Raw genomic sequence first — 18,027 nt, forward strand, 5'->3', positions numbered from 1 at the left:
TATGACTAGCTCTTGTTCTGTTCAGGAAAAATCGGTTGAAGAGTTGTTGCAAGTAACGCCGCAGGCAAACGGACTGCTGTTTCATGCGCTGAAAGACGGCAACAGTGCTTACCATATCGGAGTGATGTTCAGATTACAGACCGATGTTAAAAAAGCAGATATTTTCACGACATGGCAGCAGATTCAGCAATCACAACCAGCTTTGCGCTCGGTATTTCGCTGGCAGCAACTGCGGGTTCCGCATCAAGTTATCTACGCCTTACCACGTATTCCACTGGAATATGTCCGTATTGATCAGTCGTCATCCGTCAGACAACACTGCCTTGACTGGCTGATAAAGTCGAAATCAACGCCTTTCACACTGAATACAGAAGTGTTCCGCATTGCAGTTTTTCACGATACAGCGTCTGCGGCAGTAAATATTGCCTTCTCCTTTCATCATATTCTTATGGATGGCTGGAGCAGTTCGCTGCTGATCTCGCTATGGTTACAGGGGTTGCGGCGACAAAAAATTATCCCTTTATCCTCACATTTGTACGCGCAACAGCTTTGGCGGGGATTAAGTGCGGAAGAGCTGGTTTCCTGCCGCCAATACTGGCAGAGCGTATTACAGCAATTACCGGATGGTAAGGCATCCGCAACAACTCAATTATTAGCAGAACCCCTGTTTCGCAGTGCTGAAGATCAGACCGTCAAACATAATGCCAAGATAAAAATTGCGGCAAACAGTGTATGGAACGCGGAGCGCAAGGAAACGACAGAAGCGTTATGCCGCCGTGTCGGAGTCACACCAGCCAGTTTTATCTATCTATGCTGGGCGCTGACATTATCCAGACTGACTTACCAGAAAACTGTTGCTTTTGGTTGTACATTCTCTGGTCGGGGAGCCGCATTGACACAGGACGGCGAATATCCGGCGCTGGGGTTATTTACCAATACGGTGCCGCTTATTTTACCACTGGAGGGTAAATGGAGTCTGGAAGAGGCGTTACGGGCGGTTTTTCAGACATTACAGCAGGTTCAGCAATATGAAAAAACACCGCCGTTAATCATCAGGGAAGCAGCAGGAATACGGGACAATCTTTATGATTCTATTGTCGTTTTCGATAACTATCCCATTGATGCCACCTTACAGGACAACCGGAGCGATATCTTTCTGACCGAGCTGCACAGCGAAGAGACAACCCATTTTGGCCTGACATTAACGGTTTCAGGGCTAGAACACTGGCAGGTTGAACTCAGTGCCGGAGAGAATTATCAGGGTGATGCCACTGCGGTTTCAATGGTGTTTAACGCGTTTGAATCACTGGCAGCCGATCTACTCAGGCATCCGGTAAACAGCCCGATTGAAGAGCGAGTCTTTACGTTGGGTTCACGCGATTCAGAAGAAATTTCTGGCAACACTTTACTCGTTGCAGGCGAATTAAAAGAGCGAATTCATGATATTAATAAATGTCTGTCTGGCATTTATCATCGGCTTAGTGCATTTTCTAAGGATATTATCCTGATAGATCATCAGAACCGAATCACTAACCACCAGCTGTTGCAAGGGGTGGGAGAGATACAGAAACTTCTGCGTGAAGCGGGCTTTGTGCCGGGGGATCGTGTGGCGGTTCATCTGGAAAAAGGGGGATTATCCACGCAGGCAATACTCGCCATTCTGTTCAGTGGCGGAAGTTACTTTTATCTCAACCCGAAAGATCCGCCGCAACGTAAAAAGACCCTGCTGGCGCTGGCGGATTGCCGCCTCGTTTTATCTGGTTCGATGCTGAACAGGGAATTTGCCCATGATAACGGGCGCTATCTGCTGCTGGATATTGCGCCGTTAAATTCTATTTCGCCGGAAACGGCAGCAGCGCCTGAACTGTATCGTCACCGGCAGCCGGAAGATGAGTTTTACTTTATTTTTACCTCCGGAACGACCGGCACGCCAAAAGGGATCGCGATCCGCAATGAATCCGTCGCGAACCTGCTGGACTGGTTTATACAGGAAACCACGCTGACCTCTGCCGATCGGGTGCTTGGCTTAACAGACCTGAATTTTGACCCCAGCGTGGAAGATCTGTTCGCCAGCTTGCTGGTGGGAGCCACGTTGGTTTATCCGGCTCCCCACGTTTTGCTGGAAAGGCAGGCGTTTGCTGAACTGGTGCAGCATGAATCCATCACGTTAATCGATTTTATTCCTGGCGCGATTGCACAGCTTATTCAGGATGCTCCTTTCTTTCCATCCATGCGGTTATGGATATTTGGTGGTGAAGAGCTTCCGAAACGCCTTAAAGATCATCTATTGCAGCAGGGTTATGATGTCAGAAATCATTATGGCCCCAGTGAAACAACGGTGGATTGCCTGACCGCCAGACAATCCCTGACGTCGGACATCTCCATTGGCTGGCCAATTCAGAATGTCATTGCCTATTGTGCAGATGTTTTTGGTAAGCCACTGCCTGCAGGTATTCGCGGTGAACTTTGGGTAGGCGGGCGAGCGGTTGCACATGGCTACACCACAAACCCAGCTGAATCTGCCAGATATTTTATCCATCCCAGCGGGATGACTGAATCCCTGAATCTGACCGGATACACCGATCTGACACCGTATTTCTACCGAACCGGAGATGCGGTTATTTTTTCCCATCAGTCCGGTTTTCAGTATCTGGGACGAATCGATGATCAGGTCAAAATAAATGGTATCCGGATTGAACCACGGGAACTGGAACGGACTGTTGAAAAACTGGAGCAGGTCACCGGCTGTTATCTGTTACCGGCGATGCAGGCAGGCAAGCGCCAATGGCATCTGTTTGTTGATAGTGTTGAATCACCAACCACGCTGATCCCCCGTATCAGAGAGCATATCCGCCACTATTTACCTGAGTCGTGGAATCCGACTCTGATTGTGGTGGTGAACGGTTTTGAGCGCACGATAACCGGCAAAGTGGATCGTGAACGGCTCCAGTCGCTGGCGGTGGAATGGCAACAAAAACAAGTTGCTGAACATCATACACCGCTAACCGACCCGATTGAGACTCAGGTGCAGGTAATCTGGAATGAAGTGCTGGAAACCCAGATTGTGGATACCGATGTGAATTTTTTTGATGCTGGGGGAGATTCTCTCAAGATCATCGCGTTGCAATCTCGTATGCAGCAGGTTTTCGGACTGGAAATTGGCATCGCCATCTTATTTGAGTATCCCACCATTACTTCGTTTGCCGGTTGGATAAAACAGCGCCAGTTACCCGCTGAACGGGCAGAAAATGCCGCCATAAGTGGCACAGATCCCGCCAAACCGTTATCCCAAGAATCCATTTTGTCGTCGGCACGTTCCGGTAAAAACAGGCTGGCAGATCGGCGGCGTAAAGCAAAAGGAAGATCAAAATGATAAAGCGTGGCTCTACCGGTGACACATACACCGGTAACGAAATTGCAATTATCGGTATTTCCTGCCGGTTTCCCCACAGCCCAGACTGGCAGAGTTTCTGGCAAAATTTATCAGCCGGGCGGGAACTGGTATCATTTTTTTCACAGGAAGAGTTACTGGCTGCCGGCATTCCGCCCCAGATGATTACACAGCCTAATTACGTACCGGCTAAAGCCGCTCTTGAAGATACTGAATGCTTTGATTACCCATTTTTCGGTTATTCACAGCGGGAAGCGCGAAAAATGGATCCGCAGCTTCGGCTGCTGCACGAAGTCAGCTTCAATGCCTTCCTTGATGCGGGAATGACGCCGGGCAATACCCCGTTAAATGCCGGTGTGTTTATCGGTTCCACGCTGAATTTGGCCCGTCTGGAGCAATTTGCCAACGCCAGTCACGATATCTCGGAAATGTTCGATGTTAGCAATTATAACGATCCGGCTTCTTTTGCCACCCAGCTTGCTTATCGCATGAAACTGAACGGCCCCGCGATAAACGTCCAGACCGCCTGTTCTACCTCACTTTCTGCCGTCCATCTGGCCTGTAAAGCACTATTGGCGGGGGAGTGTACTCTGGCGCTGGTGGGGGGGGCCTGTATCACTGATCCGGTTGCTGGCGGCTATCTGCATCAGGACGGCATGATTTTATCGCCCGACGGACATTGCAAAACCTTTGCGGATAACGCGCAGGGAACAGTAAATGGTAACGGTGTGGCGGTTGTACTGTTGAAACTGCTGGAAGATGCTATCGCAGACGGTGACCCAATCCACGCGGTGATTGTTGAATCAAGCATGAACAATGACGGTGACAGAAAAGTTAGCTTTGAAGCCCCCAGCGTGCAGGGGCAGGCCGAAGTGATTTCACAGGTTTACCGACTGGCGAATATTCCGTTTTCAAGTCTGGGCATGATTGAAGCTCACGGCACAGCAACGGTGCTGGGTGATCCGATTGAAATTCAGGCGCTGAATAAAGTTGCTCAGGAGCTGTTATCGCCGGATGAATTCCAGCAATTCCGCTGTGCGGTGGGCAGTGTCAAATCCAATATGGGACATCTAGATTCCGCTGCTGGGATCGCCGGATTGATCAAAGCCGCGTTAAGTGTCCGTTTTGGCACCATTCCGCCGTCCTTGCATTTCAGTAAGCCAAACCCGCATCTGACGTTGGAGAGAACCCCTTTCTGGGTACCGACTCAGGCCATCGGCTGGCCGGAACAGCAGGCGATCCGGCGGGCAGGGGTCAGTTCGTTTGGTATCGGCGGAACGAATGTGCATGTACTGCTTGAACAGCCCCCGGAAATGGAGGGTGAAGATGCAAACAACTTGTCCATGCAGATATTGCCTTTGTCAGCGGACTCTCCTTTATCTCTGGCAACATTAATCGCCTCTTATTCAACACATCTCAGAACGGTGCCGACAAAATCGGCTGATTTGCCAGTTATTGCCCACCAATTGCAGGAAAATCGCGCGGTCTACTCCAACAGAGTCGCTTTTGTGACGGCAGATAGTGATGATTGGTTACAACAGCTTGAGCATTGGTCATTAATGGATGGCTCTTTAATAAACGGCACTTCTGCCGCGATGAAAGAGCAGGTCTGGCTATTTCCGGGGCAGGGTTCACAATCGCCGGAAATGGGACTACACCTTGCGGCGGTTTATCCTGAATTCGCCAAAATCTACATGGGATTACTGGATAAAGCCGCTGCATTGTTATCCGCCGGAAAAAACAGCCCGATTCACAGAGAAACCCTTATCGATTGGATCAGACAGCCTGAAAAGCTGTCAACTTATCACCTCCAGCCCATTATATATGCCTCCCAGACGGCATTGGGTATCTGGTTACAGCAGATTGTCTGCCAACCAGCTGCATTATGCGGATTCAGTCTGGGTGAATTTTCTGTAGCAGCCATTGCGGGCGTGTTCACACCTGAAGTGGGTATGGAACTGGTGATCGCACGAGCGGAACTGATGGATGCGATGCCAAAAGGCGCGGTATTTGCGGTTAGCCAAAGAGCGGATAGAAACGAGTCTGACATACCGCTTTCAGAAAGGCTGCCGGAAACAATGTGGTGCATATCGGAACTGAGTCCGAAAACATGGACATTAGCCACGGCAGAAGCATCAGCCGCAGAAGCTGAAATGTGGTTAACACAGCAGGGCATGGCTTTTAAGCGCGTGACAGTGTCACATGCATTTCACACGCCAATGGTTGAAGCTGCTGCCAAAGCGTTTGGCGAGTTATTGAAAAAATACGCTTTGCACCCCGCACAATGTGACATCTATTCAACGGCATTGGGGCGGAAAATCTCAGCCCATGAGATGAGTGATCCCCAGTATTGGGTCAGGCAGATGTTATCCCCCGTCCCGTTTGGTGCTGCGCTGAAACAGATGGCACAGGAACATGTTTCATCGCTGTTTGTGCAAATCGGGACAGGTATGGATTTATTGCAACATGCACGTAAATGGCTGCAACTGAATATGGACAGAATGGTACCGACACTCGGAATACAGGGAGCGAGCCACGAAGTAAAATCCGTATTGCAGTTTATTGCTCGAATCTGGGCAAATGGCGGTGACATTGTCTGGGCGAAGGTTCGCCAACAGTCTGATGATGCTCGTCATTCAGTGCCAATAGAAAGAAAAATCCATTTACCCGGTCATGCTTTTGAACGAAAAGTCTGTTTGCCACAGAACGCAGCAAAAAATAATGAAATACCAACGCTTTCGAACCTGTTTTTCGGTGATCATTATTATGGATTCGACTGGGAAAAAGCCAATATCGCTCCGGCAGGCAGTGAATATAAACAGTCGGTTACACCGACCACATGGATTATTTGCCCAAAAATTACCGCAAGAGAACGCAGTCTGATGAAGGCATTCGCACTGAACGATGAGCAATTGATATTCAGTGAAATCACGTCTGCCGATATTAATATTTCTGTTTCCGATTTTTCAGACAGCTATGCGTTATTGTCAGACTGGCTGGCGCAGCAGGAGCTGAGATCCCCGACAGCGCTGGATGTGATCGTCATCGGGTTATTGGATGATTTGGATGCTCAACAGGCGCAGTTCTGGGCATTCTGGCTGCCAACCGCGCTGGCGAGATGGAGTACGACTCAAAATCCTGTTCCCAGAATAAGCCTGTTTTTCCCTGCCACTCAAATGGCGCTACAGGATGGCACAGAGACATTGAACGCTGCAAAAAATCAGCTTATGGGGCCGTTGCTGATCCTGCCGGAAGAGTATTCCCATATCTCCACTGTTTGTATCGATTTTAAGGATGACGATGCAGAAACCGTAGCCCGTGGATTACGGCAGTGGAAAGAACATGCGGGGCAAGCATGGCAGGGCGGGCAATTTTATTGTTTCAGGGAAACAGATTTCTGGCAGCAACGGCTAACCTCAAGAATACAAAAACGCCCTCTGAGCCGGGCTATGCCGGAAATCAGCCGTAATAGCTGGGTGCTGATTACCGGTGCCAATGGTGGCATGGGGGCAGCGATTGCTGAATATCTGGCCCGTGTCTATCACTGCAATCTGTTATTACTGGTGCGCCAGTCGTTGCCGAAAAAACGGGACTGGCAGACAGAGATAAGTAAAAATGGGACTCATGCTGAATTGTTACGCTGGGCCTTAAGGCTGGAGGAAAAAGGCAGCAGGATTGAGTTTATCTCCGCTGATTTGGGCGATGAGCAGGCACTGGAAAAGGTGTTTACGCCGATATTCCAGTTAGCTGACCGTGGCGTGACTGTGAATTATATCTTCCATACCGCCGGACGGGGCGAGGGCGCAATGTTACAAATGCGTTCCGAAGCAGAATCGATTGCGACACTGGCTCCCAAAGTGACCGGTACCCGTTTCCTGTGCGAGAACCTACACCGGCTGGGTGATCCGGCGCTGTTACTGTTCTCCAGTCTGGGGAATTTGTTACCGAAAGAAAAAGTCGGTCAGATTGCTTATGTTGCGGCTAATGCCTGTCTGGAAGCCTACGCAGAACAGGTGCGCAGTCAAGGTGGCAAAGCACTGGCGATTGCGTGGGATGACTGGGCGGAATCCGGTATGGCAACCCGCTCGGCTCAACAGTTGGATCAGGCGTTACAGGGGAGTAGCGGCCGCAGTGAGGTTATCCGCGATGACGCGCTATGGCGTTTTCCATTAGATACCCGCACGAACTGGTGGCTTGATGAGCATCGGCTTGATGTGTCAACCACGGTTATGCCAGCGATGGGAATGGTTGTGCTGGCTCATCGCGCTGTCAGCGAATTACGGGCTGACATGCAGGCGGGTTTTTCGTTAAAAGAATTCACTATTGAACGGCCATTAATTGTCGCAGACCAAGATAATCGTGATGTTGCTGTGGTTTTTGCCAATGCCTCAGATACTTTCGCCATTTTCTCCGGTCATGGCGAGTTTTCTTCTGAAACGTGGATAAAACATGCCAGCGGAAAAGTGATTTCCCGCATGGGTCAGCCTCTGCCAACCCACAAATCGCTGCCAGCCGGAGCCGTCCGGAATCTTTTCAGCGCCAGAAGTGGCATTGGCGTCAGCCCTAAAGCCGCTCTGATTTTCGGGTCACGCTGGCAGAATATTATTGCTGTCGATCAAATAGCCCCTGATGAAGTCCTGAACCAGTTACGGCTTCCTGCCTTTTATCAAAAAGAAGCGGAAATGTCAGGTTTGCATGTTGCGTTACTAGATACCGCAACGCTGATCACCTCACCGGAAGAGGAAGATGTACAGTTTGCGACGGTTTCCATCGGCAGCTTTACCCAATTCTCGCCGATGGCGGGGCAGGTAAAAAGCCATGTCCGGGTTCAAGAAGCCGGTTCCGGCAGATTGCTGCAGGTCGATATTTACTCAGAAACGGGAAGTTTGCTGGTGGAGATCCGTGACCTGTTACTGATTGATGCTGCCGGTGCGCTGGCGGCTCAGACTGCGACAGCCGCAACCACCGAAAAAAGCCGTGACGAGCTACATCAGGTTATACGTTTGCATAACCGTGATTCAGGCGGTGCGGATCTTAACTTTATTTTCCGGCCTGAACCACGCCGTCACTTAGGCCCGCTGGAGGTTGAAATTCAGGTCAGGGCAGCAGGCCTGAATTTCAAGGATGTGCTTATCGCACTGGGTGTGCTGCCCGCGCCGGTCGACCCTACGATGACCTTTGGTCAGGAAGCCGCCGGGATTGTCACTCGTGTCGGCACAGACGTCACGGGTATTCGTGTCGGTGAGCGGGTGATGTGTGCCGGCCATAGCTGTCTGGCGGAATATGTGGTGATGCCGCAACAGGTTGTGGCTACGATTCCCCCGACATTGGGTTTCAGGCAGGCAGCTGGTATTCCCGTCGCGTTTACCACGGCGTGGATCGCCCTGAAACATGCTGCTAATTTGCAGAAAGGGCAACGGATTCTGATTCACTCTGCGGCGGGAGGCGTTGGCATGGCCGCCATGCAGATTGCGCTGTATCTGGGCGCCGATGTTTGGGTCACGGTAGGCAGTGAAGAGAAACGCCGGTTACTGCTCAGTATGGGCGCCAAAGGCGCGGCGAATTCCAGAACCCGGGAATTCGGGGCGGTTTTCCGCCAGATATTGGGAGCGCGGCCTTTTGATGTGATCCTTAACGCACTGGCGGGAGAATTGCTGGAAGAGAGCATTTCCCTGTTAGCGCCGCAGGGTCGGTTTCTAGAGCTGGGGTTGCGGGATATTTTGCAGAACTGGCAACTGGGGCTGTCAATGTTTGCTGAAGGGGGCAGTTTCCACGCCGTACAGGCAGGTGCTGAGCATCCAGCCTATCAGGAAGCGTGGCGTGAAGTGACGGCATTGTTCACACAGGAAATTCTCAACCCCTTACCGACGAAAACCTATCCCGCCAAAGAGGTATCGGAAGCATTTCAGTTTATGGCGAAAGGAAAGCACATCGGCAAGATTGTTATTGCGATGGAAGAACATGGCCAGACGCTGGGTTTTGTGGATAAATTGCGGGTAGAAGGGCTTTCCGATCAGGAAGGCACGCAAATCGCAATGGCAATGGCGGCGCTGGTTCAGCAGACCGACTTATCCTATGTTGCTGTCTCTAAACTGCCTGTCGGTTCCGTTCTGGAGAAACAGCAGGATACTCAACAGATGCTGCTCAGTTCCCGTGCGAGAGTCACTCCGCTAGATAGTAATGAAGAAACTGTGGCATCACTGAAAGAGGCTGGTGTGGAAGATTTACTACAGGCAATGCGCAAGATGCTGGAGAGTTTTTTAGGCGTTGAAGGGTTGGATATCGACGCCAGTTTCTTCGCACTGGGCGCGACTTCGCTGGATCTGATCCAGTTTGCCAAACGGTTGGAGCAGCGTCTGGAACGGGATATTCCTGTGGCACTGTTGTTTAAGGCGGCCTCTTTGCGCGAACTGAGTAAAGAGCTGGCTCCAGCGTCACCGGAAACCAAATCAATCGCTAAAGAGACCGTGCAGGAACCCACTGCAGGCGTCGAGGATAAACGGCGTTCATTGCAGGCGCGTCGTAAACTGCGTGGCACCGCATCAGAGCGTGATGGTGGCATTCATGATTAATGCTGCCCATGCCTATAAGCGATGTTTTCTGATCACAGTCTGGCTGATTGTATGGTCAACGGGGATCTCTGCGCATGCAACGGCGATGATAAAATCGGAACAGATTGCCGATGAATTAGCCCGTCGCTGGAATGTGAATCAGATTCCGACAGCAGGCTTAAGCATTGTAACTGATGGTCAGGTTGTCGCTATGCGTCTGGGTAAGGCGGAAAAAGGAGTATTTGAACTGGCTTCGACCTCCAAAGCGTTTACCGGTTTATTAATAGCCCTGCTTGAAAAAGAGGGTGTGCTTAACCGGCAGGATTTGCTCATCCGCTGGTTGCCTGAACTGGCGGAGTATCCCCAGATGGGTTACTCCGAGATCAAAATTCAGGATCTGCTGTTCCATACCAGTGGTATCGGGGAGGCAACGCTTGCTCTTCTACAGCCTGATACCTCGCCTGATGCCTTATCACATCTGCCGTTATTACTGCAAAAAGTTCCTCTGTTCTACCCGACAGGAACTCAGGAGGAGTACGCGACATTAAATTACAGCCTGCTGGGGTTAGTGGCAGAACGGGCAACCGGAAAACCTTTTGCGGCTTTAATGCAGGAGCGAATTTTTCTGCCTTTAGGTATGAACAGCACCAGAGTGGAAAGCAGTATTGAGACGGCCCATGTGGTAACAGAAAATATTGCGCCGATTCCGCAATATAAAATCAGTTTCACGATGGCTCGCCCCTATGATGCGCCGCGTTATTGGCAGAATACGCCTGCCGGTTATGTCCTCAGCACACCACAGGATATGGCTCTCTGGTTACAGTTTTTATTGCGCCGTTTACCGCCACAGAATGGCAACCCTACAATCACTGCCCTGTATACTGCACTGGAACAGGCGCAGCGCCCTTATGGGGGAAACAGTAACCACGGATATGCTTATGGCTGGGATGTTGAAACCGACCAGACAACGTACTGGAGCCATCCGGGTCAGAATCCCAATTCCACCGCTTATGTTGCCTTTGATCCGCAAATCGGTGTCGGCATTGCTCTGCTGGGAAACAGTAACAGCCCACAAGTTATTGAGTTAGGGCTGTCCGTATTTCAATACCTGCGTGGGCGCGTTGCACATCTTCTGCCAGAACAGCTTCCCGTTGATATAAATGACAAGATAGCGACAGTGGCTGCGATCATCTTCTGGTCAGGGGGGATCTTATGTGTATTGGTCATGCCCTATAAAAGAAAGAAAAGAATCGAACAAGAAATAAGAAAAAACTGTCAAAAAGCGTCCGGAAAACAGTTTGTGATGGTGTCTGTAACCTTAAACGCTCTGCTGATCGCCATGATTATGGTTACACCTTCGTTATTAATGGGATGGAATTGGCCAACCCTGCTGGTCTGGGGGCCGTTAAGTCTGCCGGTAGCAGCCGCAGGGCTGATTTTCTTGGTCAACGCCATCAATCTGTTGTTTTTCTTCCCCGTGCGATTCCGTCACTGATTTTTATTGCACCACACATCCAGCGCCAATATTGAGTTAAAGGAAGCGAGTTATGCCAAATAAGTCGTTGTTATCGACGTGCCATAAATATCTTGTTCACCAATTGGTTGAACAGCAGGTGTTACAAACGCCGGAGGCTATTGCCGTGCGGTTCGGAGAGCTGACGTTAACTTATGCGGAGCTTAACCGGCGGGCAAACAGGCTGGCGCATTATCTCCGTAGCCACTATTTTTCGGGTCAGCATTCCGGTGATGAAATTTCTGCGGTCGGTATTTATCTGGATCGCAGTATCGAAATGATTGTGGCTGTTCTTGGGGTGTTAAAAGCAGGAGCGGCTTATGTGCCGGTTGATCTTAGTTATCCTGCGGAACGTCAGGCCTATATTCTGCATGATTCAGGGGTCTCTACCGTCATTACCCGTGGTGAGTTTATCCATTCTCTGCCCGCTACAGTGGAATATATCAATCTGGATCAGGCCGACTTTTCTTTTTCCAAACATGAAGAAAACAGCAATCAGAATTTAGTCCCAAGCAGTACAGCGGACAGCCTCGCTTATCTTATCTATACCTCTGGCTCAACCGGAAAACCTAAAGGCGTCTGTATGCCGCACAGGGCGCTGGTGAATTTACTGATCTGGCAGAACAAAACTCAACAAGAGACGCTTATTGATAAAGAAGCAGGCGGAAATCAAATCAGTCAAAAGACATTACAATTTTCGCCGTTAAGTTTTGATGTCTCTTTTCAGGAAATATTTTCCACACTATGCTGTGGCGGAGAGTTGGTACTGATCTCCAATCAATTACGGCGAGAACCGCTGGCGTTGTTGTCATTTTTATCTGAACAGCGCATTGAGCGGCTATTTCTGCCTTATGTGGCATTAAACAGTCTGGCTTCCGCCGCTGTAGCGACAGACTATTATCCGGAAAGCCTCCGTGATGTGATAACGGCAGGGGAAAAGTTGGTGATTACCGCCGCTATCCGGCAATTTTTCAAAACATTATCCCACTGCCGTTTGCACAACCAATATGGTCCATCAGAAACCCATGTTGTCACCGCCCATACTCTGAACGGAAATGCCGATCAGTGGTCGGTGTTGCCGACTATCGGGCGCCCCATCGATAATACCGAAATCTATCTGCTGGATGATGAAAATCGCCTTGTTGCTGATGGTTCAGCGGGTGAACTGTGTGTGGCAGGTATGGCGTTAGCTACGGGTTATCACCGACGACCGGAAGAAACGGTAGCCCAGTTTATCAATATTGTGGTTGATAACCAGAACAAGCGCCTCTACCGAACAGGTGATCTGGCACAGTGGCGGGCGGATGGTCAGTTGGAACTCCTTGGGCGGATTGATTTTCAGGTCAAGATACGCGGGTATCGGGTTGAACTGGGAGAAGTTGAGGCACAACTGATGATACACGCTCTTGTCAAAGATGCCGTGGTTATTGTTCAGGGAGAAGGCGCAGCAGAAAAGCACCTGATTGGTTTTATCATTGTTTCTGAACGCGCCTTACAACGTCTGTCTCAGGAACGGGTAAAAGAGAGCATTTTGCAGTTTACCCGCGAGACACTGCCGGATTATATGTGCCCAACGGCTATCGTTATTGTGGTGAGTTTCCCGTTATCAGCCAGTGGAAAAATTGATCGCAGAGCATTTCCGGTCATTTCAGCCGATGAACTCTTCCAGCCGGATATAGCGCCAGCGGCTAACCCGCTGGAACAGACACTGGTAGAGGTGTGGAGTGATTTACTGTGCATTAAAAAAATCGGGCGTCATTCACATTTTCTGCAACTGGGCGGGCATTCTCTGTTGGTGGCGAAAATGATGCTGGAGTTGCGTCATCGTGGATTAATCGTCGATGCCCATACGCTATATCAGTATCCGGTTCTGTCAGAACTGGCGGAACAATTGCAGAAGATCGCAGGGCAGGAAACTGTATTGCCGGAAATTGCCGGAACAGAAACGTCAGTTCCGTGGGTATCGCTGAGTGAGGAGGAAATTGGGCGGTTATCTGCGGTGATCCCCAGCGGTGCTGACAATATCAAAGATATTTATCCGCTTGGCTCATTGCAGCAGGGAATGCTCTATTTTTCGCTGACAAATCCGGCGGCTGATCCCTATATCCTGTGGCAGGTTACCCGCTTCCGTGATGCGGATTTACTGCATTCCTATCTTGATGCACTGCGCCACATCATTGCCCGTTATGATGCGCTCCGTGTCAGTATTCATTATGAAGGACTTTCTCAGCCGGTACAGGTGGTCTGGCGGAACGCTGAATTGTGGGTTGAAAATGTCGAGGAGAAACTGAAATTTGTGGCAGAGGGTGAAGACCTGCAAACGGCATTGAAACGCTACTGTAACCCCGCTACCGAACATGTTGATATGACCAAAGCGCCTTTGCAGCGGTGCCTTTATTTCTTTGATAACCAGCAGAACGAATGGATATTGCTGCATCTGCTTCATCATATGACGGTAGATCATACCACTATCGAAAAGATGCAGCAGGAAATAGAAGCGCTGTTATCCGCATCCCCGTTAATTCCTCTGCCACCGGATAAAATTGCCCCGCAATCATTCAGGCAGACCATGGTCGAACTCTTCCATGCAGCCCATACCGAAGGGCAAAAAGCTTTTTTCGATACCTTATTAGAGGGCTATGAGCCTGCGCCACCTCCTTTTGGCATCAACCGTTATTTAGGTGGCGAGGCGGTCATTGCCGAATTCTGGCACTCTTTGCCGGCGAAACTGGGGGAGCAGGTACGTCAGCAGGCCAGAATGCACGGGGTCAGCGTCGCGGCGGTTTTTCATCTGGCGTGGGCTAAGGTGATTGCCTGCCTAACCGGACAGGATGACGTAGTGTTTGGTACGGTGTTACTGGGGCGTCTGTTTGCGGGAGAGCTAGCGACCAATGCGATGGGGCAGTTTATCAATACGCTGCCGCTGCGTATCAACCTGCGTAACCAACCGGTACTGGAATGCCTGTGGGAAACACAGGATCTCTTGACGAAACTGGTCAGGTATGAACAGGCTTCACTGGCTCAGGCGCAAAAATCAGTACAAATGATGGGAGCAACGCCACTGTTCACCTCACTGCTCAATTATCGTCACAGCGAAGTGCGTAATATCCCATCAGCAGAACCCTTTCAGGCACTGAATCCTTCCGCCGTGGCAGGAATGCGTTACTCCGGCATTATGGAGCGGACAAATTACCCCATTGCAGTCAATGTTGATGATTTTGGTCAGGATTTTGTGATTAATGCGCAGGTTGAGCAGGGAATAGATCCTGAACTGATTTGTGCTTACCTGCATACCGCTCTGGAGGAAATGACCTCGGCGCTGGCAAATACGCCTGAACAGAAAATCGGTCGTCTGAATATCCTGCCAGCACAGGAAAGGGACAAAATAGTCAACGAATGGAACAAAACACACGCTGATTTTCCCCACTATACCTGTCTTCACACCTTGATTGAGGCACAAGTTCAGCGCATACCGGAGGCCATCGCGCTGGAATTTTCTGATCAGGTATTGAGTTATGACCAGCTCAATCAAAGAGCCAACCAGCTGGCGCACTATCTGCGGGATGAGTTGAAAATCGGGCCGGATACGCTGGTGGGGCTCTGCATGGAGCGCAGTATAGAAATGGTGGTGGCTTTATTGGCGATCCTGAAAGCAGGGGGCGCTTATGTGCCGCTAGATCCTGATTATCCACGGGAAAGGCTCGGTTATATGCTGCATGATGCGGCCCCCTGGGCGGTGTTATCCCAGACAGGAATTTCACCGGCAATAAGTACCTTGTTGGCGGATTATGCGGAAAATACAGCCGCCCGTGTGATTAACATAAATCAAGATGGTGCTGAGTGGTCTGCGTTAAGCCGGGATAATTTACCGCCAGCAAAAATTGGCCTGACATCATCTCATCTGGCCTATGTGATCTACACATCAGGTTCGACCGGCAGACCGAAAGGGGTCATGAATGAACACCGTGGCGTTGTGAATCGTTTGGTGTGGATGCAGAAAACTTATTCATTGAGTGCCGATGATGCGGTACTACAAAAAACGCCGTTCAGTTTTGATGTCTCTGTCTGGGAGTTTTTCTGGCCGTTGATGTATGGCGCCCGTCTGGTGATTGCCGAACCGGAAGGCCATAAAGATCCCCTCTATTTAAGCACCCTGATTTGTCAGCGCAATATCACAACCCTGCACTTTGTTCCGTCAATGCTGGCGGTATTTCTGCAACATGCCCAGCCAGACGTTGCAGCCTCTCTCAGACAGGTATTTTGCAGCGGTGAGGCGCTACCGGCTCATAGTGTGTTGCGTTTTCACCAACAGCTTTCTGGTGTGGCATTACATAATCTGTATGGGCCGACGGAAGCCGCTATTGATGTGACGGCATGGAATTGCAGTCTGCGGGAAGGCAGTGCGGAGAATCTGAACGAAAAAAGTGTGATCCCGATAGGCAAACCGATTGATAATATCCGGCTCTATATTCTGGATAATTATATGCAGCCAACGGCGGTGGGTGTCGCGGGTGAATTGCATATTGCCGGTATTGGCGTGGCGCGTGGTTATCTGAATCAAGCAGAACTGACCGCAGAAAAATTTATCCGTGACCCTTTCAGCCCGGAAGCGGGTCAGATTATGTATCGTACCGGTGATTTAGCGCGCTATTTGCCGAACGGCGATATCGAATATCTGGGGCGCAATGATTTTCAGATTAAATTACGTGGCCTGCGCATTGAAGCAGGGGAAATCGAGGCGGCGCTACTGTCTCATGAGAGTGTCAAAGCGTGCGTTGTTATGATGCGGGAAGATATTCCCGGTGATGCCCGTCTGGTGGCTTATGTCACAGCTACCGACCCTGATTTCATCGATACCTCTGCAATGGCGGTGAAACAGCATATCCAAACCTGTTTACCGGCATTTATGATCCCCTCTCATATTATAGGGTTGGCGGAACTTCCGCTCAGTGCCAATGGTAAATTGGATCGTCGGGCGTTGCCTGCACCTACGGATATTGCCATCATGCAGCCGGAAGATATCGAGCCTCCCCGCACTGAAACAGAAATCAGGCTGGCGCAGTTATGGCGCGAATTATTAGCTGTGAATACATTAGGCCGCCAGTCTCACTTTTTCGAAGCAGGGGGTCATTCATTACTGGCTGTTACGCTGATGATGCGGATAAAACAGGAATTTGGCGTTGGATTGCTGCTGAGTTCGATCGTCAGTCATCTGGATCTTGCTTCGCAGGCAGAATTGATTGACGTCACCCGGAGTAACGCTGACACTGCTTATTTAGCACAAATATCCTTATCTGAACCGTCTGCCGCCGGATTAATCCGCGCTTTGCCATCACAAAAGTCGATCTATAAGGCGCTGAAACTTAAACCACAGGATTTGAGTAACAACAGTTTTATTGCTCTGTCGTTTGATGCTGAGCCTGATCTGAAACTATTACGTAACTTATTGCAGTCGGTACTTTCCCGACATACGGGATTAAGTGCGCAATTTATGCTGGTGGATAATGAACTGTATCTACAGCCTGCCAAGCGGTTTATATTACGACTGGAAAAACGCCAGAGTCTCGGAACGCTGGAAGAGGATTTACGTGACTTTATCCGGCCGTTTTCACTGGAAGACGGAATGAATGTCCGTGGTCGATGGCTGGTTGCGGAACCAAACCCGATGTTACTGCTGGATTTCTCCCACGCCTGTATTGATGGTTCCGGTCTGATGTGTATTCTTGATGAACTGGCTACTACAGATAACACCGAACCCGTCGATACAAATGTGAGTCTGGCAGCCTATTCCGCCTTGTTCTACGGTAGTGAATTTACCACGCTGCGCCAACAACATGCTGAATTCTGGTATACAAAGTTACAGGGCTGGCAACTGGCTTTCTGTCCTGACGACAGCAAAGAGGCGGTTACGGGCTCCTGTCTGATAACGGTGAATGCTGAGAAAAAAGCTCAGATTGAAGCGTTCACGTCACATTTCAGGATCAGTGTGCCTGAATTCTTTATGACAGTGTTTTTACGCCTGAAATCTTATCTGGAACATTCGGCCGCGCCTGTTATCCCAACCAACTCAGAACAGCTTATTTCCACTATCTTTCATGGTCGTGACAGGCTGGAACAACAGGCCGTGATTGCGCCCCTGATGGCAGTACTTCCTGTGCGGGTAACGCTATATGGTAAGGCAGATGATGAGAAAAATGCTCAAAAAGATTTTATCACCGTAAGCCAAGAAGTGCGTGAAGCCTGTCGTCATTATCTGTTTGATGCTGAAGAGCTACAGAGCCGCTATCCCGCGCTACACAGTCAGGCATTAATGCCGACGACGTTTTTCGGCTACTTCCAGAAAGCAGGATTTGACGGCTGTATCTGCGGTATTTCCTGCCATCAACTCGAAACCGCCCATATTTCATATGGACAATCACACTGGGATTTGACCTGTGAGATTGCAGAGCATCCAGCGGGTTTTGATGTGCATCTGGAGGCATTTTCATTCAGGGCAACCCAGAAAGTGGAAAGGTGGGGAGCCTTGTTTAGCTCAATTTTGCAGAATGCCCTGAATAAGTGAGGCACGAAAA

General features: G+C 50.0%; 4 protein-coding genes. All 4 read left to right on the plus strand.

Translation table 11 applies throughout. The annotated features are described in order from the left end of the window. Nucleotide 1 precedes the first annotated feature (1 nt). The 4 genes from ACE1SE_RS09085 to ACE1SE_RS09100 are packed head-to-tail and all read left to right on the plus strand — an operon-like array spanning nt 2 to nt 18,017. Entirely contained in the window at nt 2-3,373 is a 3,372-nt protein-coding gene (locus ACE1SE_RS09085; protein ID WP_374050608.1) for an AMP-binding protein, read from the plus strand. Next, nucleotides 3,370-9,963: a beta-ketoacyl synthase N-terminal-like domain-containing protein gene (locus ACE1SE_RS09090; RefSeq protein ID WP_374050609.1), complete on the plus strand. Its 6,594-nt coding sequence runs from the start codon at nt 3,370-3,372 to the stop codon at nt 9,961-9,963. The genes ACE1SE_RS09085 and ACE1SE_RS09090 overlap by 4 nt, the downstream gene beginning before the upstream one ends. After that, nucleotides 9,956-11,437: a serine hydrolase domain-containing protein gene (locus ACE1SE_RS09095; RefSeq protein ID WP_374050610.1), complete on the plus strand. Its 1,482-nt coding sequence runs from the start codon at nt 9,956-9,958 to the stop codon at nt 11,435-11,437. The genes ACE1SE_RS09090 and ACE1SE_RS09095 overlap by 8 nt, the downstream gene beginning before the upstream one ends. Nucleotides 11,438-11,489: 52 nt before the next feature. Then, a complete protein-coding gene (locus ACE1SE_RS09100) occupies nt 11,490-18,017 on the plus strand; it encodes a non-ribosomal peptide synthetase (RefSeq protein WP_374050611.1) in 6,528 nt (2,175 codons plus the stop codon). Nucleotides 18,018-18,027 lie beyond the last annotated feature (10 nt).

Source organism: Xenorhabdus taiwanensis, assembly GCF_036512875.1.
Classification (GTDB): Bacteria; Pseudomonadota; Gammaproteobacteria; order Enterobacterales; family Enterobacteriaceae; genus Xenorhabdus; species Xenorhabdus taiwanensis.